Source organism: Brevibacillus sp. LEMMJ03 (genome assembly GCF_007197875.1).
Classification (GTDB): domain Bacteria; phylum Bacillota; class Bacilli; order Brevibacillales; family Brevibacillaceae; genus Brevibacillus; species Brevibacillus thermoruber.
In genome coordinates this window covers 274147-295395 of record NZ_VKJN01000002.1, presented here as the reverse complement: position 1 = coordinate 295395, position 21249 = coordinate 274147, and the positions used below count along the sequence as shown (strand labels likewise).

At 61.0% G+C, this 21249-nt stretch carries 20 protein-coding genes; 17 read left to right on the top strand and 3 right to left on the bottom strand.

The window, feature by feature from the left end:
- Nucleotides 1-186: 186 nt before the first annotated feature.
- Together FOI68_RS04030 and FOI68_RS04025 are read left to right on the top strand one after the other, a co-directional pair.
- Complete coding sequence (locus FOI68_RS04030) at nt 187-1029, top strand: SPFH domain-containing protein (RefSeq protein ID WP_029097785.1); 843 nt, start codon at nt 187-189, stop codon at nt 1027-1029.
- 22 nt (nt 1030-1051) lie between these two features.
- Nucleotides 1052-1252 (top strand): type II toxin-antitoxin system antitoxin, encoded by a 201-nt coding sequence (locus FOI68_RS04025; RefSeq protein ID WP_035300678.1) that lies wholly within the window; start codon nt 1052-1054, stop codon nt 1250-1252.
- Nucleotides 1253-1378: 126 nt separating this feature from the next.
- On the opposite strand, the gene FOI68_RS04020 is transcribed toward FOI68_RS04025, so the two are convergent.
- Together FOI68_RS04020 and FOI68_RS04010 are read right to left on the bottom strand one after the other, a co-directional pair.
- Complete coding sequence (locus FOI68_RS04020; protein WP_143862390.1) at nt 1379-2671, bottom strand: amidohydrolase; 1293 nt, start codon at nt 2669-2671, stop codon at nt 1379-1381.
- Between the two features lie 478 nt (nt 2672-3149).
- Complete coding sequence (locus tag FOI68_RS04010; RefSeq protein ID WP_185973869.1) at nt 3150-3401, bottom strand: DUF5412 family protein; 252 nt, start codon at nt 3399-3401, stop codon at nt 3150-3152.
- A 235-nt stretch (nt 3402-3636) separates the two neighbouring features.
- On the opposite strand from FOI68_RS04010, the gene FOI68_RS04005 reads away from it, so the two are divergent.
- The 9 genes from FOI68_RS04005 to FOI68_RS03965 all read left to right on the top strand — a co-directional run bounded on the left by FOI68_RS04005 (nt 3637) and on the right by FOI68_RS03965 (nt 12782).
- The gene (locus FOI68_RS04005; protein WP_143862387.1) at nt 3637-4488 is read left to right on the top strand and encodes a MurR/RpiR family transcriptional regulator; all 852 of its coding nucleotides are present in this window, start codon (nt 3637-3639) and stop codon (nt 4486-4488) included.
- 14 nt (nt 4489-4502) lie between these two features.
- Nucleotides 4503-5546, top strand: a complete 1044-nt coding sequence (locus tag FOI68_RS04000; RefSeq protein WP_143862386.1) for a serine hydrolase domain-containing protein — start codon at nt 4503-4505, stop codon at nt 5544-5546.
- A gap of 42 nt (nt 5547-5588) precedes the next feature.
- Nucleotides 5589-6881: an ABC transporter substrate-binding protein gene (locus tag FOI68_RS03995; RefSeq protein ID WP_143862385.1), complete on the top strand. Its 1293-nt coding sequence runs from the start codon at nt 5589-5591 to the stop codon at nt 6879-6881.
- Between the two features lie 76 nt (nt 6882-6957).
- On the top strand, nt 6958-7899 hold the full coding sequence (locus FOI68_RS03990; protein WP_143862384.1) for a carbohydrate ABC transporter permease: 942 nt from the start codon (nt 6958-6960) through the stop codon (nt 7897-7899).
- A gap of 24 nt (nt 7900-7923) precedes the next feature.
- Nucleotides 7924-8748 (top strand): carbohydrate ABC transporter permease, encoded by an 825-nt coding sequence (locus tag FOI68_RS03985; protein ID WP_029097773.1) that lies wholly within the window; start codon nt 7924-7926, stop codon nt 8746-8748.
- Entirely contained in the window at nt 8735-9724 is a 990-nt protein-coding gene (locus FOI68_RS03980; protein WP_143862383.1) for an N-acetylglucosamine kinase, read from the top strand. The genes FOI68_RS03985 and FOI68_RS03980 overlap by 14 nt, the downstream gene beginning before the upstream one ends.
- On the top strand, nt 9705-10613 hold the full coding sequence (gene murQ / locus FOI68_RS03975; protein ID WP_035300664.1) for an N-acetylmuramic acid 6-phosphate etherase: 909 nt from the start codon (nt 9705-9707) through the stop codon (nt 10611-10613). The genes FOI68_RS03980 and murQ overlap by 20 nt, the downstream gene beginning before the upstream one ends.
- Before the next feature lie 565 nt (nt 10614-11178).
- On the top strand, nt 11179-11505 hold the full coding sequence (locus FOI68_RS03970; RefSeq protein ID WP_029097770.1) for a DUF3870 domain-containing protein: 327 nt from the start codon (nt 11179-11181) through the stop codon (nt 11503-11505).
- Nucleotides 11506-11570: 65 nt separating this feature from the next.
- Entirely contained in the window at nt 11571-12782 is a 1212-nt protein-coding gene (locus FOI68_RS03965; protein ID WP_029097769.1) for a sensor domain-containing diguanylate cyclase, read from the top strand.
- Between the two features lie 3 nt (nt 12783-12785).
- Here FOI68_RS03965 and nhaC read toward each other — a convergent pair whose 3' ends face one another.
- On the bottom strand, nt 12786-14132 hold the full coding sequence (gene nhaC / locus FOI68_RS03960) for a Na+/H+ antiporter NhaC (RefSeq protein ID WP_143862382.1): 1347 nt from the start codon (nt 14130-14132) through the stop codon (nt 12786-12788).
- Between the two features lie 309 nt (nt 14133-14441).
- Between nhaC and FOI68_RS03955 the strand changes: the two genes are divergently transcribed.
- From FOI68_RS03955 to FOI68_RS03930, 6 genes are all read left to right on the top strand, one after another.
- Nucleotides 14442-15458 carry an NAD-dependent epimerase/dehydratase family protein gene (locus tag FOI68_RS03955; protein WP_035300662.1) on the top strand — a complete coding sequence of 339 codons (1017 nt, stop codon included), beginning with the start codon at nt 14442-14444 and terminating at the stop codon, nt 15456-15458.
- A 1-nt stretch (nt 15459) separates the two neighbouring features.
- Nucleotides 15460-16521 carry a dihydrodipicolinate synthase family protein gene (locus tag FOI68_RS03950; RefSeq protein ID WP_029097766.1) on the top strand — a complete coding sequence of 354 codons (1062 nt, stop codon included), beginning with the start codon at nt 15460-15462 and terminating at the stop codon, nt 16519-16521.
- A gap of 32 nt (nt 16522-16553) precedes the next feature.
- The gene (locus FOI68_RS03945; protein ID WP_035300660.1) at nt 16554-17903 is read left to right on the top strand and encodes a helix-turn-helix domain-containing protein; all 1350 of its coding nucleotides are present in this window, start codon (nt 16554-16556) and stop codon (nt 17901-17903) included.
- 199 nt (nt 17904-18102) lie between these two features.
- The gene (locus FOI68_RS03940; protein WP_143862381.1) at nt 18103-19437 is read left to right on the top strand and encodes an ABC transporter substrate-binding protein; all 1335 of its coding nucleotides are present in this window, start codon (nt 18103-18105) and stop codon (nt 19435-19437) included.
- Between the two features lie 12 nt (nt 19438-19449).
- On the top strand, nt 19450-20370 hold the full coding sequence (locus FOI68_RS03935; RefSeq protein WP_185973862.1) for a carbohydrate ABC transporter permease: 921 nt from the start codon (nt 19450-19452) through the stop codon (nt 20368-20370).
- A 31-nt stretch (nt 20371-20401) separates the two neighbouring features.
- Complete coding sequence (locus FOI68_RS03930) at nt 20402-21226, top strand: carbohydrate ABC transporter permease (protein WP_029097762.1); 825 nt, start codon at nt 20402-20404, stop codon at nt 21224-21226.
- Nucleotides 21227-21249: the final 23 nt, after the last annotated feature.

Sequence of the window (21249 nt, the reverse complement as noted above, 5' to 3'; positions counted from 1 at the left end):
GGAAATCATTCACCGCGATGCGGGGGGCCACCAGGCCAGGCAGTCTCTCAATCAGCTTGACGCGGAAGGCGGCGGCAAATTTGGCGATATCTTCATGACGTGCGTTCCTTTACTCCGTACATATCTGAATGATATAATGATGATATCACTTTAAAATAATTTTAAAGAAGGAAGGGGCGTGCGGAAATGACGGAAAAACAGACGTGGGCGCTGAATGGATTTTTCGGTTTGCTGCTGGTTGCGGTGCTTTTTGGATTGGGACTGTATTTCCTCAGCGAGGGCAGTTTGATCGGCATCCTCTTTCTGCTGCTTTTCGCTGCGGGAATCACGGGGTTCTTCATCGTTCATCCCAATGAAGCAAAGGTGCTGATCTTCTTCGGCCAATACCTGGGCAGCGTACGCAGGAGCGGCTTCTGGTGGGGAACGCCGTTTACGATCCGAAAAAAGGTGTCGCTGCGCGTTCGCAATTTCAACAGCGCAAAGCTGAAGGTCAACGATGTGGAAGGAAATCCGATTGAGATCGCGGCTGTCGTCGTGTTTCGCGTGGTCGATTCCGCCAAAGCCTTGTTTGACGTAGACAATTACGAGAAGTTTGTGGAAATTCAAAGCGAAACGGCACTCAGACACATTGCCAGCAAATATCCCTACGATACATTTGAAGACATGAATGCCAGCTCGCTGCGCGGCAATGCGGATGAAGTCGCTTCGGAGCTGGCCCGTGAACTGCAGCAGCGGCTGCTTGTTGCCGGCGTCGAGGTGTTGGAGGCGCGCCTGACACATCTGGCCTATGCGACGGAGATTGCGGGAGCGATGCTGCAGCGCCAGCAGGCGGCCGCGATCATTGCCGCCCGGAAGAAGATCGTGGAAGGGGCTGTCGGCATGGTTCAGATGGCCGTCAACAAGCTCAAGGAAGACGGCGTGATCGAGCTGGACGACGAGCGAAAGGCGGCCATGGTCAACAACCTGATGGTGGCCATTGTATCCGAACGGGAAGCTCATCCGGTTATCAATACGGGCTCGATCTATTAAGAGCAGATGCTGGTACAGGGATATGGCCAAAAAGAAGCAGTTTCCCTTGCGAATTGACATGAATTTGTACGAGGTGCTGGAACGGTGGGCGGCCGATGAATTCCGAAGCGTCAATGCCCACATTGAATTCCTGCTTCGGGAATCCGCCAGACGAGCCGGCCGCCTCCCGGCTGGCGGCAAGGAAAAGAACAATCCGGATGAGAACGAACAGGAACATGACTGATGCCCCTGCGCACACAATCGCAGCGGGTTCGCCGGCACCCGCTCCGGGCCGAAGGAGCGGAAGAAAGAACAAGCCGTGTTTCCCATGGGGAGCACGGCTTGTTTTTTTCCGCGACCGCGTGTTCCGTCACAACCCCTGAACCAGTCTCGCCGCCCGCTTTGCCGCCTCTCTCTTTACGTCTTCCCAGGAGAGGGTCAGCAGTTCACGCCGGCGCATCAGCATGCGGCCGTTGACGAACACGGTGTCGACGTCCCCTCCCTCGGCGCTGTAGGCGATCAGCGAGGCGATGTTGTGGACGGGCTGCAGGTGGGGCTTGTCGAGGTCGATCAGAATGAGGTCCGCCTTTTTGCCCTCTTCCAGCGTCCCCACCTCGTGGTCGATGCCCAGCAGTTTGGCGCTTTCGATCGTCGCCATGCGCAGCGCCTGCTCCGCCGGCAGCCGGGTCGGGTCGCCGTGATCCAGCTTCTGCAGCCAGGTGGCCGCCTTGATTTCCGCAAACATGTCCAGCGTGGTGGCGCTGCCGGCGCCGTCCGTGCCCAGGCCGACGGTGACGCCCTGCGCGAGCATCTCCGCCACCGGCGCGATGCCGCAGCCCAGCTTCAGGTTGCTGACGGGATTGTGGGCGACACCGCCGCGCATCCCGCGCAGGAAGCCGATGTCCCGGCGCGTCAGGTGAACGGCGTGGGCCAAGAGGACGTGATGGTGTTCGAACAGGCCGAGCTGGTACAGGTATTCGGTCGGGGTCTGTCCGTACTTGTCGCGGATTTTGACCGTCTCCTCGACGGTTTCGGCCAGGTGGATGTGAATGGGAACGCGCCGCTCCCGGGCCAGCGCGATTACCTCCCGCAGCGGCTCGGGCGGGCAGGTATAGGGGGCGTGCGGGCCAAACATCGTGGTGATGCGCCCGCCGCCCGCGCCTGACCACTTTTCCACCAGGTCGATCCCTTCCAGCATCCGCCTGCCGCCGTCATCCTGGAGAAAGACCAGCCCCCGGGTGAGCGAGGCCCGCATCCCGCTGTCCAGCACCGCCTGTCCCACCGCGTCCATGCAGACGTACATGTCGGCAAACGCGGTCGTGCCGGAGCGGATCATTTCCGCCGCGGCGAGCAGCGTGCCCCAGTAGATGTCCTCTTCGGTCATCCGCGCTTCGGCGGGGAGCATCTTTTTCTCCAGCCAGTCCATCAGCTTCAGGTCGTCGGAAAAGCCGCGCAGCAGGGACATGGCGGCGTGGTTGTGGGCGTTGATCAGGCCGGGCATCGCCGCCATCCCCCTGGCGTCGATCACCTCGTCCGCCTCCCGGTCGATGACGGGGGCGACGCCGGCGATCCGCTCGCCCTCGATCAGAATGTCCCCCGCAAACGGCTGATCTCCCTCCCGCATCGTCAGGATCGTGCACCCTTTGAGCAGTGTCGTGTTCATCTGGATTCCCCTCCACTATGATGGTGATGATGGTGATGATGGTGTCGCTTCCAGCGTAAGGGCTGCCGCTGCGGAAAGGTCAAGAGGCAGGGAACGAGTCGTATCGTTTTAGGCAGTGGCTGTGTTGCCATCCATTGTGGATCATTCAAAAAATGAAAAGACGTTCAACTTTTATGAACGTCTTCTTGTTCTTTATCTTGCAATTTACGTTTGTACACAAATGAAACGATGACAAAAGTGAATATGACGATACTGATCGCAGCAAAAATAACGCTCTGAACCAATTTTGTCTCGCGATACATTTCATACGCAAAAATCCCCATCGCAATGGCAATCATGACATTACAGAATAGCAGCAGCAAATCTTTTCCAAATTTTATTCACAGGCATGCCTCCACAATCGTTACTTTGCTCGATAAATTACGACTGACGATTAGAATCGGGCGCGTATACACTTGCCTCCTTGCATCCAACCTTTTCATCGGCTGTGATCCCGTTTGTTCTCCAATCTCGTCGCCCCCATATCGGACAAGTATGCACGTACGGTATACGTGCCGTCAGGGGATACCTGTTCCGCAAGCACCGTTCCTTTCGGCAGGCGTTCCATGTCAAAGAAAGCCCAATGGATGCCGTATCCGATCAGGCTTAGTATAAACAAACCGATAACCGATAAGAAGATTCCTACCTTTCTTTTCACTTTTTTGATCTCATGTGCAGCATCATCATCCATGCCATGCAAAGGCTTTTCCTCCTCTCCAAACGCAGTTTCATTATACCAAAATATACCAAGAAAGACCCAGCTTGATCAAAGATGTGTAATCCTGCCTAAACGGTGGTGTTTGGGACCAGAAAAGACGCCAGACATTTTTTTGCTGCCGTTGTAATATTGTTTAATAACTGGTGATTGACGTTAGAAATAAAATTTCATAAAATAAAGGGAAGATTTGGTAGAAAGTGGTGTCGGGATGCTGAGCGGAGGTCTTGTCAGTCTGCAAGCGATATTGGAAGAGTTGAAGCCGTCCGAGCGAAAGGTGGCCGATTTCATTTTGGCCCATCCGCAGGAAGTGGTCAAGCTGTCGGTCCAGAAGCTGGCGGAGTTGAGCGGCGTTTCGGAAGCGACGATTATCCGCCTGGCGCGGACGCTGAACATGAAGGGATACCAGGAGTTGAAGCTGAGAATCGCCGGGGATCTGAACAAGCAGTCGGTGGCGGGCAGCTACCAGGAGATCATGATGGAGGGCAGCGTGGACTCGATCATGCAGGCGATCAGTTGGAACAACATCCAGTCGATCAAGGACACGCTCTCCGTTCTCTCCAGCGAAGAGGTGGCACGGGCGGCCGAGGCGCTGTCCCGGGCCCGCAAGATCGACGTGTACGGCGTAGGCGCCTCCGCCGTGATTGCGGAGGACATCAAGCAAAAGTTTTCCCGCATCAACCTCTGGTGTGAAGCGTATTCCGACTTTCACGCCCAGCTCACGTCGGCCGTTAACCTGACGGAGCAGGACGTGGCGATTGGCATCTCCTACTCGGGGCAGACGGAAGACATCATCCAGTCGCTGACGGAGGCGAAACAGCAGGGGGCCGCCATCATCACCCTGACCAAGTTCGGGCCGTCTCCCGTCGCCGATTTGGCCGACATCCGGCTGTTTACCAGTTCGGTCGAAAAAAGCATCCGCAGCGGCGCGATGGCGTCCCGGATCGCCCAGTTGAACGTCATCGACATTTTGTTTATCGCCATGGTCTCCAGAAGGCAGCAGGAAGTGATCCCGCTGCTGGAAAAAACGCGCCTGGCCGTGAGCCGGACCAAGCGGTCGTAGAGGGGGAAGCGGAGATGGAGAGCGTCAAGCGTCTGCTTGCGGATTGGGTGGAGCAGGGGTTGATTCCGGGGGCGGCCTTGCGGGTCGTAAACAGGGACGGCCTCCTCTTCGCCTGTGACGCGGGCCGGACCAGCCTGCCGGACGGACAGCCGGTGACGCCGGATACGCTGTTCGACCTCGCTTCGCTGACAAAAGTGACCGCCACCCTGCCCGCCGTCCTGCTGCTGATGCAGGAGGGGCGGCTCGCCCTGGACGATTCCGCAGGCCGCTTCTTTCCCGACTGTCCGGCCGACAAGCGGAGCATCACTGTCGAGCAGCTCCTTACGCATACGGCGGGATTGGCTGCCGACGCGGCGGAACGGCGCAGGGACGGGCACATCCGGCTGCCGGAGCTTTTGTACGGGCGGCCGCTCCTGCATCCGCCCGGCGAACGTGTGGTGTACAGCGACCTGGGGATGATCTGGCTGGGGCTGCTTGTGGAGAAGCTGACCGGCGAGCCGCTGGACCGCTATGTCAAGCGGCGCGTGTTTGACCCGCTGGGCATGCGGCACACCTGCTTCCGTCCGGATCGGCTTATTTTTCGGAATATTGCGTCTACAGAGTTTTGCCGTTTGACCAACCGCTTCCTCACCGGTGAGGTGCACGACGAAAAAGCGTACGCGATGGGAGGGGTCGCCGGCCATGCCGGCTTGTTCGCCACCGCCGATGACTTGTGCCGCTACGCCGCGATGTGGCTGGGCGGAGAACCGTCGCCGATCGCCCCCGAATGGAGAGAGCGGGCCGTACGCTGCCGCACGGAGGGCAGGGGAGGGGCGAGAGGCCTGGGCTGGGAGATGAACAGCGCCGGCGAGGGGCTGAGCTGCGGCGGCGGATTCAGCCGGAACAGCTTCGGCCACACCGGTTTTACCGGGACCAGCATGTGGATCGATCCGGAGCGCGGCTGGGCCGTCATTTTCCTCACCAATGCCGTCCATCTCGGCCGCGATCACGCGCTCAGGCGCTTGCGGCCGGTCCTGCACGACGCCGTCACGGCCCGGCTATTGCCGGACCTGACATAAATTGCAGTCAAAACAGGTGTACGAAAAGGGGGAAGTTGGTCCATGAAGAGGAACTGTTTGCACACAGCCGCTTCGGTCGTGCTGGCCGCCGCGATGGCCCTGGCCGGATGCAGCGGCGGAGCAGAGATGGCCAAACCGTCGGGCGAGCAGGGGGGACAGGGCGGCTCCGGGCAGGTGACGCTCACCATGAACAGTTGGCGCGTCGAGGACACGGAGGGGTACAAGAAGATCATCCAGGCGTTTGAAGCGGAGAACCCCGGCATCAAGATTGACTTCAAGCCGCTCAAGGCCACGGAGTACGACACGATCCTGAACACGGCCCTGCAGAGCGACAGCGGCCCCGACATCCTGCAGCTACGGCCCTACGCGCCCGGCGTTTCGCTGGCGGAGGCGGGTCATTTGGAGCCGCTTGACAATCTGCCCGGCATTCGCGAGTTTCCCCAGGACGTCCTGGCGGCTGCCACCGGCAAGGACGGCAAGGTGTACGGCGTCCCGCTCTCGCTCAACTCGACGCAGATTTACTACAACAAAAAGATCTTCGACCAGTACGGCCTGAAGGAGCCGAAGAGCTGGGACGAACTGATCGCCACAGCCAAAACGCTGAAGGAAAAAGGCGTGGTACCGTTCGCGTTTGGCGCCAAGGAAGGCTGGCTGCTCTCGCTCAGCCACGGCGTGATCGCGCCGGGAACCTACAACGGCAACGCGTTTGTCGACAAGCTGCTGAAAGGGGAGAGTACCTTCACCAGCCCCGAGTTCGTCAAATCGCTTCAGCGGATGCAGGAGCTGGCCCCTTATTTCCCGGAAAATTTCGTCGGCCTGGAGCTGAACGACATCCGCACGATGTTTTTCACGGAAAAGGCGGCCATGTTCATCAACGGCAGCTTTGAGCTGGAAGGGCTGAAAAAGATGAACCCGGACCTGCCGATCGATTTCTTCCCGATGCCGACGGATGACGGCAGCACCGTCCTGACCACCTGGGTGGACGGCTCGTACGCGGTCAACGCCAAGTCCAAGCACAAGCAGGAGGCGCTGAAGTTTCTGGCGTTCATGACGACGAAAAAATTCGGCGAGCTGTTTGCGGGCGAGTTCAAACGGATCAGCGCCGTGCCCGGGGTGAGCACCGACGACCCGCTGGTCAACAAGATGGCGGAGATGTCGCAGAGCATCGCCACGCCGTATCTGATGGTGGTTCATTTTGCGGAAGGCAATCCGTCGACGAAGAAGACCCTGGAGAACGCCCTGCAGGGCATGTACCTCGGCAAATTGACGCCGGAACAGGTGGCGCAAGAGGTGCAGAAGTCGGCGGAAAAATGGTTCCCTGCTTTCAAGAAATAAGCAATTCCGGCAAATGGCGGCGGGGTGAGAGCGTGCTTGTTTCCGCTCCGCCGTCTCCATCAGGGGGTGGGTGAACATGGGCATATCCAAGACACAGGCTGCCCGTCCAAAGGGAAAGGCGCGGTGGCTCGTCCACCTGTTTCCCCTTCCGGCTCTCGTGATCTACACGCTGTTTGTCGTCTATCCGATCGTTTCCGCCTTCACCTACAGCTTGTACGAGTGGGAGGGCATTGCCAGAGGCGCCTACGTCGGCCTGAAAAACTTCATCACGCTGTTTCGGGTGGAGCCGTTTCACGAAATGTTCTGGAACGCGTTTGGCCACAACGTCATCTACTTTGTGGTCGAGATGATCGTGCAAAACGGCATCGCCTTTGTACTCGCCTTTATCATCTACCGCAAGATTAGGGGAGCCGGTTTCCTCAAGGTGGCGTACTTCCTGCCCCGGCTGCTGTCCGTCATCGTGGTCGGCTTTTTGTGGAAGCTGATCCTCAACCCCAACTACGGGGCGCTCAACACCCTGCTGCACAAGCTGGGGCTTTCGGAGTGGGCCAGGCCCTGGCTGGGAGACCCGGATACCGCCCTGTTGGCGATCATTCTCGTCAACTGCTGGTTTGGCATCGGGTTTGCGGTGCTGATTTTCCTCGCCGGGCTGCAGTCGATTCCCGAGGAGCTGATCGAGGCGGCCCGCCTGGACGGGGCGAGCGGCCCCCGGATGCTGGTGAGGATCATCCTGCCGCTCTGTATGCCGTCGATCACGATCATGACGATCTTTACCTTCATCCAGGCGTTCGAAGCGTTTGAACTGGTGTACGCCATGCAGGGGTCGATGGGCGAACCGTTTCATTCCACCGACACGCTGGCCGTCTACTTTTACCGGTTGGCGTTCAGCGGGGCAGGGGGCGCGGGTGACGTCTCCATCGGCCTGGGCTCGGCGCTTGCCATTGTCATCTTTTTCATCGTCGCATCCGTTTCGGCGCTTTCCCTCTACCTGATGCGGAAACGGGAAGTGCGGCACTGACGGAGCGGAAAGGAGGAGCAGCCCGTGAAAACTGGCGTGGGCGTCCGGTCGCTGCAGTATGTGTTCGCCTATCTGTTCGTGCTGGTGGCGACCTACCCGATTGTGCTGATGATCGTCTCGTCGTTTAAAACCAATGCGGAGATTTTTTCCGATCCGCTCTCCTTGCCCCGGTCGTTCAGCCTGGAGACGTACCGCAAGCTGTGGGAGGCGGTGCCGTTTGCCCACTTTTTCTGGAACAGCGTCGTTGTCAGCGTCGCGTCGGTCGTGCTGATCGCCCTCTTTTCGGCGATGGCCGCGTTTTACCTGGCCCGGTTTTCGTTCCGCTGGACAGGGGTGCTGTACTTTTTCTTTCTGATCGGCTTGATGATCCCGATCAAGCTGGGGATTGTCCCGCTGTTTATGCTGATGAAGAAGCTGGGGCTGTTAAACTCCCTCTGGTCGCTGATTGTGATTTACACGGCGAGCGGCATCCCGATCTCCGTGTTCATCCTCACCGGCTTTTTCCGCACGCTGCCGGTGGAGCTGGAGGAGGCGGCCCGAATCGACGGCTGCAGCCACTTTCAAGTGCTGTGGCGGGTGCTGCTGCCGCTGATTCGGCCCGCGCTGGGGACCGTGGTGATCATCAATTTTATTGGCGCCTGGAACGACTTCTTTTTTCCGCTGATCTTCATCCAGGAGGAGACGCTGAAGACGATCCCCGTGGGGATGATGGTGCTGTTCGGCGAGTACGAGACGGACTGGAGCCTGCTGTTTGCCGGCTTGACGCTCTCCGCCCTGCCAATGATCGGCGTGTTTCTCCTGGCGTCCAGGCAGTTCATGGAGGGGCTGACAGCCGGTGCGGTCAAGTGAAAAGCGGCGCTGGTTTCTCGGCATCGACGGCGGCGGGAGCAAGACCACGGCGGCCGTCTGCGGCGCGGACGGGCGGATCGCCGCCCTGGCCGCGGGAGAGGGGAGCAATCCGCTGTCGCGCCCCTGGCCGGAGGTGGAGAAGACGCTGCGCGCGTTGATCCGCGACTGTCTCAGGCAGGCGGGAGCGGCGGCACAAGAGGTGGAAGGGCTGTTTTTCGGATTGGCCGGAGCCGATCGGCCGCAGGTACAGACGATGATCGTCAACGCGTTTCAAGCGGAGTGGGGGGAGCGGCTGCAGATCGACAACGACGCGGTGGCCGCGCTCTACTCCGGCACCTGGGGCGGACCGGGGATCGTGCTGATTGCCGGCACCGGCTCCATCGCCTGCGCGCTGACGGCGGACGGCAGCCGGCATCGCGTCGGGGGCTGGGGGTATCTGGTCGGCGACGAGGGCAGCGGCTTTGACCTGGGCCGGCAGGCGGTTGCCGCCGTGCTCAGGGCGTTTGACGGCCGCGGCGAAGCGACGGCGCTGACCGGGATGCTGGTGTCGCACTACGGGGTGGACACTCCCGACCAACTGATCGCCCGGCTGTACGGATCGCCCAACCCGCGCAGGGAATTGGCCGGGGCGGCCATCCTGGTGGACCGGGCGGCGGCCGCGGGCGACGCTGTGGCCGGACGGCTGGTGCGGCAGGCGGCGGCTTCGCTGCTGGAGCTGGCGGAGACGTGTCTGGCCAAGGCGGGGGAGCGGCTGCCCGTGGTGCTGGCGGGCGGGCTGATGGCGGCCGATACGATGCTGCGCCGCGCCGTGCTGGAGCTGGCCCGGTTTGAGGCGGTCGTGCCGGCCGCGCCGCCGGTGACGGGCTGTCTGGCCGCGGCGCTGATGCGGGCGGGCCGGCCGCTCGATGCGGCAGTCAGGAAGAATCTGTGCCGATTCCATCCAGAGGGGGAAGCCAATGGGGGAGAACTTGTTTGAGCTCACAACGGAGATGCGCAACCAGGCGAGCGAGTCGCTGGATCAGATGTCCAGCCTGGAAATCGTGACGCTGATGAACGAGGAGGACAAAAAGGTGGCGCACGCCGTACAGCGCGTCCTGCCCGAAGTGGCACGGGCCGTGGACATGATCGCCGCCGCCCTGGAAACAGGGGGGCGCCTCTTTTACTTCGGCGCCGGCACGAGCGGGCGGCTGGGGGTGCTGGATGCGGCGGAGTGTCCGCCCACCTTTGGCACCGATCCGCAGTTGGTGCAGGGGATCATCGCCGGAGGGGAAGCCGCTCTGAAGGAAGCGATTGAAGGGGCGGAAGACTCGCCGGAGCTGGGACAGGAGGACGTCCGGCGGTGCGGCGTGCGCGCCGGGGACGTGGTGGTGGGCATAGCCGCCAGCGGGCGGACGCCGTACGTGATCGGCGCGCTGGAGGAAGCCAAGGCGCGGGGGGCGGCCACCGTCTCCCTCTCCTGCAACCCCGATCCCGACATCAGCCAGGGCGTGGACGTCTCGATCAACATCGTCGTCGGCCCGGAAGTGGTGACCGGGTCGACGCGGCTGAAGGCGGGGAGCGCCACCAAGATGGTGCTGAACATGCTGACGACGGCCAGCATGGTCCACCTGGGCAAAGTGTACGGCAACCTGATGGTCAACGTGCAGGCGACCAACCACAAGCTGCGGGAGCGGGCCAAGCACATCGTCATGCAGGCAGCCGGCGTCGGCTACGCCGAGGCGGAGCAGTTGATCGCCGACGCGGCCGGAGACGCCCGCGTGGCGATTGTGATGAAGCTGGCCGGCCTGTCGGCGGCGGAAGCGGCGGAGCGGCTGCGCCGGGCCGGCGGCAAAGTGCGGAACGCCATCCATCAGGCGAAGGAATAGGCGGAAAAAGACAGCGGCGCAGGCGGGTCCGGCGAAACGGATCGCCTGCGCCTCGTGTCGTTTGCGGGAGGCGTCGGCACGCGGGAGAGTTGGCGAAAAAGACTGGATGATTTCGGCCGGTTTGCGTATGAGGGGCAGCGTGGTTGACATCCTGAAAGGCGCAAGGAAGTGGTGCTCGTTGCCTTCGCTGGTTTTGCCCGACCGGCGGCTGTCCGTCTTTTTCGACGTGCTGATCCGCGGGCTCTTTCTCCTCTGTCTGTTCTGCAGACGATTTCGAACGTTATGCCGCGAACAGGGGATGGAAACAACAGAGGGAATAGGGTAATATTGGTTGTACATAGCAGAAAAAAACGGTACAGGCTATTGCCGTGAAGGGGTAGCCGTTTTCTCGTCCGCCAAAAAAGGGAGCGGATCGGGCGAACTTTCTTTTCCATCGTGGATGGCCTGCATGGCCTCGGCGCTGGCCCGCACCGGACGGATCGTCAGCCCGCATCGGTGCCGGCCAAGCCGCGTGCGGCGGCCATTGCAAAACGGAAACGGACGGTGAGCGAGGAGGATGAATCGGATGGCGGACTGGGCGGACAAGCGGACCGTGCTGACGGCGGGCTTTGCCCAAATTCCCAAGGGGACGACCTTGTACGAATTGTCCACGATGGTGGGATGCGTGCTCATCATCGACGTGGAAGACGAAGTCATCTGCGACGCCAGCTTTACGTTTGTCATGGAGAAAACCAGCGACTTTCTCGCCTCGCTGTTGAGGGGCAAATCGGTCGCAAACGGGATGGCGGAGATTGTGCAGGAGGTACAGGAGCGTTTCCTGGCGCCCGGACAGGGAGCGGTGCTGCAGGCGATTCGCGCCGCCGTCGACCGTTATCACGAGAGAAAACGATAGGAAAAGCGCAGCCAGTTGCAGGATGCCAACGGAATCAACCGCCCGAAGGTGCTGGAGGGTTGTACATGCGAGAAGAAACATCGACAAGGGAAGAGTACACGCAACACCTGCTGAAACGGTACAGCCAGTGGCTGCACCGGATCGAACAGGTGGACCGCGGGGAAGTGGATGCGCTCTCCCGCGAACTGGCCGGGGTGCTGCCGGAGCGGGAACGCATCGGTCACAAACAACTGCTGGAGGAAATTGTCAAACTAAACGAAAAAGTGACACACCTGCTGTGGCTGTCAGAACATTTGAAAATTCTCCATGATCTCAGCCACATCTTCGCCAAGACCTTCGAGGAAGAAGAGATTCTGTGGAAGGCCTTTGAACTGGTCTCCCGGGTGATGCCGACCGACGCCTTCTTCATCGCCTTTTACGATGAAGGGGACAGCGAGATCCGCATTCCGATCAGCATCGACAACGGGGTCAACTACGGACCGATCACCCTCCCGTACGGAAAAGGGCTGATTTCCAAAGTGCTCGCCACCCGGCAAACCGTCCATCTGCAGACGTCGGGAGACGAGACGGAGGGCGCGTCCGTGCGGTGGGGCAACCCCGACAGCGACACCAACGCCTGCATTTTTGTGCCGCTGATGCTGGACAACCAGATCAAAGGGGTGATCTCCGCCCAGTCGTACCGCGAGTTCGCCTACAAAAAGGAGCACGAGGAACTGCTCGCCATCATCGGTTTTCAGGTGGCCAGCGCGATCGAGACCGCCAGACTGTACGACCGGATGTACCAGATGTCGTTTCGGGATGAGCTGAGCGGCATTCTGAACTACCGCGCCTTTCACCGCGACCTGGAGCAGATCCTGCAGAGCGAGCCGCCCTCCGTCGCGCTGGTCATGCTCGACTCCGACCATCTGAAAGCGGTGAACGACCAGTACGGCCATCACCTGGGCGACGCGCTGATCCGGCGCATCGCCGAGGCTCTGAAGCAGAGCGCCTCTCCAGGAGACAGCGTCTACCGCTACGCAGGAGACGAGTTCATGCTGCTTTCCCCGCGAGCGACGCTGGACGAAGCGATGGCCAAAGTGCGGGCCATCCGGGAGTACCTGCGCCTGCACCCGCTGGTTTACGAAGGGCGGGTCATCCCGGTGACGGTCAGCGTGGGAATCGCTTGTTATCCCGAGCACGCCGCTACGGCGGACGGGTTGAAGCGGGCGGCGGACGAAGCGCTCTACCGCTCCAAGCACAACGGGAAAAACTGCGCCACGGTGTACGGCACGGCGTAGCGCTCAGCGGCGGAACCAGGCGTAGAGAAACGTAAACAGCGGCGACAGCCACAGGTACAGGGCGTACGGCAGGTAGTCAACCGTCGACACGTGCAGGGTGGTGGTGAAAAACGCGCCGCTCACCCCCCATGGAATGAGCGGATTGACCAGCGTGCCGCAGTCCTCCAGGGTGCGGGAGAGACGCTTGAGCGCCATCCCCCTGCGGGCAAAGGCGTCCCGAAACATCTGGCCGGGCAGCAGGATGGAGAGGTACTGCTCGCCGGTCAGGGCGTTGACCAGAATGGAGGAGGTTCCGGCCAGCCCGACCAGGTCGCCGTCCCGCTTGATCCGCTGCATCAGCGCGCGGAACAGGCCGTCAAACACGCCGCCGTGCTGCAGCAGACCGCCCAGGGAGAGCGCGATCAGGATCAGGGAGAGCGACCAGGTCATCGACATCAGGCCGCCCCGGTTGACGATCGAGGCGACGGTGTCGTTGGCGAACTCGGCGTGAAAGCCGTTTTGCATCACGTTCAGCCATTCGGCCGGCGAGGTCGCCCCCTGCAGCAGCGCAGCGGTCGCGATCCCGCTGGCAATGCCCAAGATCAGCGTCGGCATGAGCGGCATGCGCATGGCGGAGCAGACGAGCACGGCCAGCGCCGGCAGCAGCGTCAGGGCCGAGAGCGTAAAGTGCTGCTCCAGCTCCTGCCGGATGGCGGAAATCCCCTGCAGGTCGACAGGGGATGTCTGTCCCTGCAGGCCAAAGAAGAGCACGGTAATCGCAAACGCGGGCACTGTAGTCCGCGTCATGAAGCGGATATGCGTCATCAACGGCACGCCCGCCACCCCGGCGGCAATGTTGGTCGTGTCGGACAGCGGCGACATTTTGTCCCCAAAGCAAGCACCGCAGATGACGGCGCCCGCCGTCACGAGCGGGTCAAGCCCCAGGGCGGCGGAGACCCCCATCATCGCGACGCCGACCGTGCTGATCGTGGTGAACGAACTGGTGGTCACGGTCGAGACGACGATCGTCAGGAACAGGGCGCTCAGCGTAAAGTACTGCGGCTGGATGGTGGCGATCCCGTAGTACAGGATGGTCGGAATCGTCCCGCTCATCATCCACACCCCGATCAGGATGCCGATCAGCGCGAGGAGCAGCATCGGCCCGACGGCTGACTGCACCCCTTTCACCAAACCTTCCTCCATCTGGCTCCACGTGATTCCGTACAGGCGCAGCAGAACCGCAGAGGCCACGGTCGCGGCCAGGAGCGGCATGTGCGGCTCCGCTTTTCCCCAGAACAGGGCGGGAAACAGCACGGCGAAGACGGCGATCAGCACCGACGCGCTTTGCGCAAACGACAACGATTTGTTCATCAATAGTCATACTCCTTATACAAAGTGGGATGCATGCACGTTCCCGCTTTTTGGCTTTACGGCTTTTGTGCTTTTGTGCGTTTAAGCGGGATAGAGGTACTGTAGCCCGATTTGCTTGATTCGTCAACGAATTTGACCGAATTCGGAATGGCAAAAAAATACCGAGTAGTAGGGGAATTTCCGGCCTCTGTCCGCCGATTTTCAGACGCGTTTTCGTCCTTGTCTGTTCAACGTCCCCCTTCATACAATAAACCTACAGCGTCGTGCTGCAGCTTCTCGCGGGAAGAACACGTAAATCGGGAGGAACGCATGAAGACAGTGGAAGAGCTGGAACGAAAAATGACAGAACCTTCAGTCGATTTAATCCGAGCAGTATCCCAACTGGACGGGGACCTGATCATCCTCGGCGTCGGCGGCAAGATGGGACCCAGTTTGGCCATGCTGGCGAAAAACGCGATCAGGGCGGCGGGGGGAAACCAACGGGTGATCGGCGTTTCCCGTTTTTCCTCCGGGACGCTCCGATCCAGGCTGGAAGCGGCCGGGATTGAAACGATCGCCGCCGATTTGCTGGACGACCAACAGCTTCAGCGGCTGCCCAAGGCGGAAAATGTGATCTTCATGGCCGGCCAAAAGTTTGGCACGACCGGCAGAGAGCCGTATACCTGGGCGATGAATGCCTACCTGCCGGGGCGGGTGGCGGAAGCGTTTCGCCACGCGCGGATCGTCTCCTATTCGACGGGGAACGTCTATCCGCTGATGCCGCTGAACCGGGGAGGAGCCACCGAGGAGACGCCGGTGTCGCCGGTGGGCGAATACGCGCAGTCGTGCCTGGGCCGGGAGCGGATTTTTTCCTACTTTTCCGCTGCCTACAACATCCCCATGCTGCATTTTCGCTTGAATTACGCGATAGACATGAGGTACGGGGTCCTGCTCGAAGTGGCGAAAGCCGTCCGCGACCGGCAGCCGATCGATTTGGGCATGGGGCATGTCAACGTCATCTGGCAGGGGGACGCCAACGACATGGCCATCCGCTCCCTCGCCCTGTGCGAGACGCCTCCGCGCGTCCTGAACGTAACCGGTCCGGAAACCGTTTCCGTACGCTGGCTGGCCGAACAGTTCGCCAAGCGGTTTGCGGTCGATCCCGTCTTCGTGAATCAGGAGCAGGAGACCGCCCTCTTGAGCAATGCGGCCGAAGCCCATCGGCTGTTCGGGTACCCGCGGGTCTCGCTTAGGCAGATGATCGACTGGACGGCGGAGTGGATCGAAGCGGGCGGCGAGATATTGAATAAAGCGACGCGCTTCCAGGAGCGAAAGGGGGAATTTTGAGGTGGTTCAAGAGCTTCGTCCGGCCGTTGCCGCACACCTGCGCGACGGAGTGGTGATTCCCGCCCACCCGCTCGCTCTCGACGCCTCCCGCAAGCTGGACGAACGGCGGCAGCGCGGACTGACGCGATACTATCTGGCTGCCGGAGCCGGTGGAGTGGCCGTGGGGGTCCACACGACCCAGTTTGCGATCAGGGACCGGGAGATCAATCTGCTGGAACCGGTGCTGCGCCTCGCCGTCGAGGAGGTGGAGCGGGCGGGAAAAACCGACTCGTTCATCAAGGTGGCCGGCATTTGCGGCCCCACCCCGCAGGCGCTGCACGAAGCGGAATTGGCGGCGCGTCTGGGCTACGATCTGGGGCTGGTCAGCATGGGGGGGCTACACAACTGGAGTGAGGCGGACCTGCTCCGGCGAACCGAGGAGATCGCCAAGGTGATCCCGGTGTTTGGCTTTTACCTGCAGCCCGCTGTCGGGGGACGGGAGCTGAGCGGCGCGTTTTGGCGGGAGTTTGCCGAGATACCTGGCGTCATGGCGGTGAAGCTGGCCCCGTTCAACCGGTACCAGACGCTCGATGTGGTGCGGGCGGTCTGCCGCTCCAGCCGCCGCGACGACATCGCCCTGTACACGGGCAACGACGACAACATCGTCGCCGATCTGCTGACGACCTATCGGGTTTGGGTGGACGGAAGACCGGTGGAAAAACGGATCGTCGGGGGGCTGCTCGGCCACTGGGCGGTCTGGACGCATGCGGCGGTGCGGCTGCTCGACGAGATCAAGCGGGTGAGGGCGAGCGGGGTGATCCCGGCGGAACTGCTGGCCCGCGGGATCGCCGTCACGGACGCCAATGCCGCCTTTTTCGACCCCGCTCATCAGTTTGCCGGGTGCATCCCCGGCATCCACGAAGTGCTGCGGCGGCAGGGGCTCCTCGCCGGGCGATGGTGCCTTCGGCCGGATGAAGAGCTGTCGGACGGCCAGCGGGAGGAAATCGACCGCGTGTACCGGGAGTACCCGGAGCTGAACGACGATTCGTTTGTCCGGAAACATCTGGACGAGTGGCTGTCGTAAGTCCCGACAGGCGCAGGGAGGAGGGCGTGGCGATGCAGGTCAAAATCAAGATCGGGGTCATCGGCCCTGTCGCGATCGTGGAAAGCATCCGGGAGGCGATCAAATCGTTTCCCAATTTCATCCCGGTATTTCGCGCCTCCGATCAGATCGCGGACGCGCCCGTCTTTGCCCGCGAGCTGATGGACGAAGTGGAGGTGCTCTTGTTCTCCGGCTACTATCCGTACAAAATCGCCAAGGAATCCGTGGCCTTTTCCGTCCCGGTCCACTACGTGCCGCTGACGGGAACGGGTCTGTACCGCGCGCTGTTTCGCCTGAATCCGCACAGGCGGCGAGGCAGTTTCTCGATTGACACGCTTGCCCGGCAGGCGGTGGAGAAGGTGCTGGATGAACTGGGGGAGCCGTTTGCCGCGATGCATTACTACGGCGGAGGCTCCTATCAGGTGGAGGAGATGATCCGCTTTCACCGGGAAGCGTTTGAACAGGGGATCAGCGACGGGGCGCTGACGGGCGTGAAGGCCGTGTCCGACGCGCTGACCGGTCTCGGCATCCCCAACGAGTGGGTGACGCCCACCGTCCAGGACATCACCGTTTCCCTGGAACGGGCCCTTCTGTCGACGGAGAAGCGGCGCAACAAGGAGTCGCAGATCGTCTTCGGACTGATTCAGATCGACGGCTACACGCAGTGGGTGGAGCGGAGCACGTCCGAGTACGACGTGCAGAAGCGGAAGTTGGAGATTCACCGGATGTTTCTCGATTACGTGGGCTGTCTGGACGGCTATTTGACCAGCCTGGGCGGGGGAGAGTACCAGTTTGTCACCACCCGGGGGATTTTCGAGCGGGAGACGAGAGGGTACAAATCGATTCCGCTCTTGACGGACGCGAAAACCGCCCTGGGCGTCTCGCTCAGCATCGGCGTCGGCTTTGGCAAGTCGGCCAACGAAGCGGGAACCCACGCCCGGCTGGCGCTCCGCCAGTCCAAAGAGTTCGGAGGGGACATCTGCTTCATCGTGCTGGAAGACAGAAGCGTCATCGGTCCGGTCGAGATGGCTCATCCGATGGTGTACGGGCTGTCCATCACCGACAAGGATCTGCTGCAAAAGGCGGAAAAGGCGGGCATGACCGCCGCCTACATGAGCAAGCTGATGGCACAGGTGACGCGCCTGGGGAAAACGGAGTACACCGCGCAGGAGCTGGCTTCGATCCTCGGGGTGACCGTCCGCAGCGCCCACCGTATCATGCTGCAGTGGCTCGACGCCGGGCTGGTGGAAATCGTCGGGGTGGAAAAAATCACGTCGCGGGGCAGGCCGCGGCAGGTGTACCGCCTCTCCTTTGCCGCCTCCCCGGTCTGCCGCGGCGAGCAGGAGCGGGCCTCGGCCGAGTGAGCGGGCGGGAATTCCAGACGGGTTTTCGACATTGACCCATTATCCGGGGATTGCGTACAGTTGAAGTACGGCTATTTTTATCTGAATGTTTTTAACCTTTGAACAAATAAGGACTTCGACGCGGATGAGCGGCCCACCGTCCTGACGGCAGTCCCGGCTCATCCGGTTTGAAACGGAGAAGAAAAACGGGGGGATTCGCATGCGAAAACACCGCATCGTCACGTGGCTGGCAGCCGTTGGCCTGAGCGGAGCGCTGCTCGTCTCCGGCTGTTCGGGCAGCCGGGACGCCGCCGGGAACACCGGCGAAAAAGTGTCATTGAAGCTCGGCTACTACTCGTCCGGCAGTTCGGACGCGAAAATGCAGGAGCTGGTGAAACGGTTCATGGATAAGCACCCCGGCATCGAAGTCACGACCGAATCGGCGCCGTACGGCAAGTTCTTTCAAAAGCTGGACACCCAGATAGCCGCCGGCAGCGCACCGGACGTCTGGCTCTCCGACGGCGTCTACGTGGCCAAGTTTGCCGAGCGGGGGGCTGCCAAGGACTTGACCGATTGGGTCAGCAAAGACTTGAACACGGACGACTACTACGGCCTGGAGTTCAACAAGGACGCCAACGGACGCTACTGGGGAGTGCCGCAGGGGGTTCAGATCGCGGTGCTGTTTTACAACAAGGAGATGTTTGACAAAGCAGGCCAGCCGTACCCGAACGAGAACTGGACCTGGGACGATCTGAAACAAGCGGCGGAAGTGCTAACGCTTGACAGCAGCGGACGCAATGCCCGCGACCCGGCCTTCGACGGCAAGGCCGTCAATCAATTCGGCCTGGCCTTTTTCAGCATCACCGAGGGCTGGATGAGCGTGCTCAAGTCCTACGGCGGCGGCGTGCTGGACGAGACGATGCAGAAGTCGGTCATCCAATCGCCGGAAAACAAGCGGGCGCTGGAGTGGATCGTGGACGGGATGAAGCGGAACCTGTTTACCGATCCCAGCGATCTGAAGAGCTTCAAGAGCCCGGTCGCCCCGTTCCCCAGCAGGCAGGCGGCGATGCGGATCGGCATTTACGCCAGGGTGCTGGCGGCCAACGAAGCGGGCCTGAACTACGACGTGACCCTGCTGCCCAAAGGGCCGGACGGCAAGCGGTTCGCCCCGATCATCGCCAATTCCTGGGTGATCAACAGCAAGACGAGCGACGCGAAGGCGCAGGCGGCCTGGGAGTGGATCAAGTACTGGGTGACGGACGACGAGGTGCAGAAGGAATGGGCCCGTCTGGGCGAAGCCGTGCCGGTGAAAAAATCGGTGGCAAACTCCCCGCTGTTCCTCGAGACCGGCACTCCGCCGCAAAACAAGCAGGCGTTTTTGGACAGCTTCGCCTTCGCCGGCCGGCTGGACGACAACGCGGTGTGGGAAGAGTGGCTGAGCAAGTTCAACGACAGTATCAACCGCGCCTTTCTGGGCGAGATGCCGGTGGAGGAAGCGCTGGCCAAGGCGGATCGGGACGTACAGCAGGTGCTGGACGCATTTTACCAAAAGTGAGGGCGCGTCGCGATGGAAACGGTGAAGAAACATGCCCAAAAGAAGAGCGAGGGGAGATGGGGGCTGTTGATGGTCTCCCCTTACATCGTCCACTTCGTCGTGTTTGTGGCGGTGACGTTTCTCACCTCGCTCTACTTCAGCTTTTCGGACTACGACATCCTGAATCCGCCGCAGTGGGTGGGTCTGGCCAATTACGAGAAGCTGGTCAACGACCCGGTGTTTTGGAAGGCGCTGTGGAACACCGTCTATTTCGCCGTCTTGTTCGTGCCGGCCCAAACCTTTCTGGCGCTGGTTCTGGCGGTCGCGCTGAACCAGAAGCTGAGGGGGCTGAAGCTGATCCGGCTGGCTCACTTTCTGCCGGTCATCTCCTCCTGGACGGTGATCTACTACGTGGCCGACGCGATCTTCAACCCGCGCTTCGGCATGGCGAACTCCCTCCTCATGCGGCTGGGGCTGGAGCCGCAGAAATGGCTGCAGGACGAGTGGCTGGTCATCCCCATCCTGGTGCTGGTGGCCGTCTGGAAGGGCGTCGGCTACATCATGGTGATCTTTCTGGCGGGGCTGCAAAACGTTCCGCAGGAGCTGTACGAGGCGGCGGACATGGACGGAGCGGGAGCGGTCAGGAAGTTTTTCCACATCACCATGCCGATGATCTCCGGGACGACCTTTCTGGTCCTCATCCTGAGCACCATCTCCACGTTTCAGGCGTTTGAGCAAATCTACGTGATGACCGGCGGATCGGTGGACGCCACGGCGGCCGGCGGCCCCAACAACGCCAGTCTGCTGCTCATGGTGTACCTGTATCGCGAAGGCTTTTCCTTCCTCCATATGGGCTATGCCTCGGCGATCGCCTGGGTGCTGTTCATCATGTTGTTCGCGTTCACGCTGATCCAGGTGAAACTGCAGAAGCGCTGGGTGTATTACGAGAAATAAGGGTGGGTCCCGGAGCGAAAGGAGACGTTCCATGAACTACTTCCGGTTGAAAAAAGCGGCCGGCTACGCCGTGATTCTGGTCAGTTCGCTCGTGATGCTGCTGCCCTTTGCCACCGCCGTGTTCAACTCGCTGAAGACGTATCAGCAGTACACGGCGGTGCCGTCCACGTGGCTGCCCGATCCCGCGCAGTGGAGCAACTACGCCGAAGTCTGGAACATGGCCGACTTTGGCACCTACACTTTAAACAGCCTGATCGTCGCGATCCTGTCGGTCATCGGGGCCATCCTGTCCAACTCCATGATCGCCTACGCGTTTGCCCGTCTGGAGTTTCCCTTGAAAAACACGCTGTTCCTGATCGTGCTGGGAACGATGATGATCCCCGCCGTCGTGACGATGATTCCGCAGTTTATCATCTTCAAGGAGCTGAACATGCTGGATACCCTGATGCCGCTGTGGATCATCGAGTGGCTCGGGCAGCCGTTCGGGATCTTTCTTTTGCGGCAGGCGTTTTTAAGCGTCCCGACGGCGTATGAGGACGCGGCCAAGCTGGACGGCTGCAACCCGTTTCAAATCTACTGGCGGGTGTTTCTGCCCATGTGCAAGCCGGCTCTCGCCACGCTGGCCATCTTTACCTTCATGACCAAGTGGAACGAGATTCTGCTGCCGGTGCTGTACCTGACGTCCAAGGAAAAGTACACGCTGCCGATCGGCATTCTGGCGCTGCAGGGGCAGTGGACGGGGAACGAACAGTACCTGGTGGCGGCCGCGCTGATGAGCCTCCTGCCGATTCTCATTGTCTTTCTCCTGGGAGAAAAGTACTTTGTCCACGGAGCAGGCAGTTCCGGTTTGAAGTAAACGGCGCGCAGGGGCGAACGGCT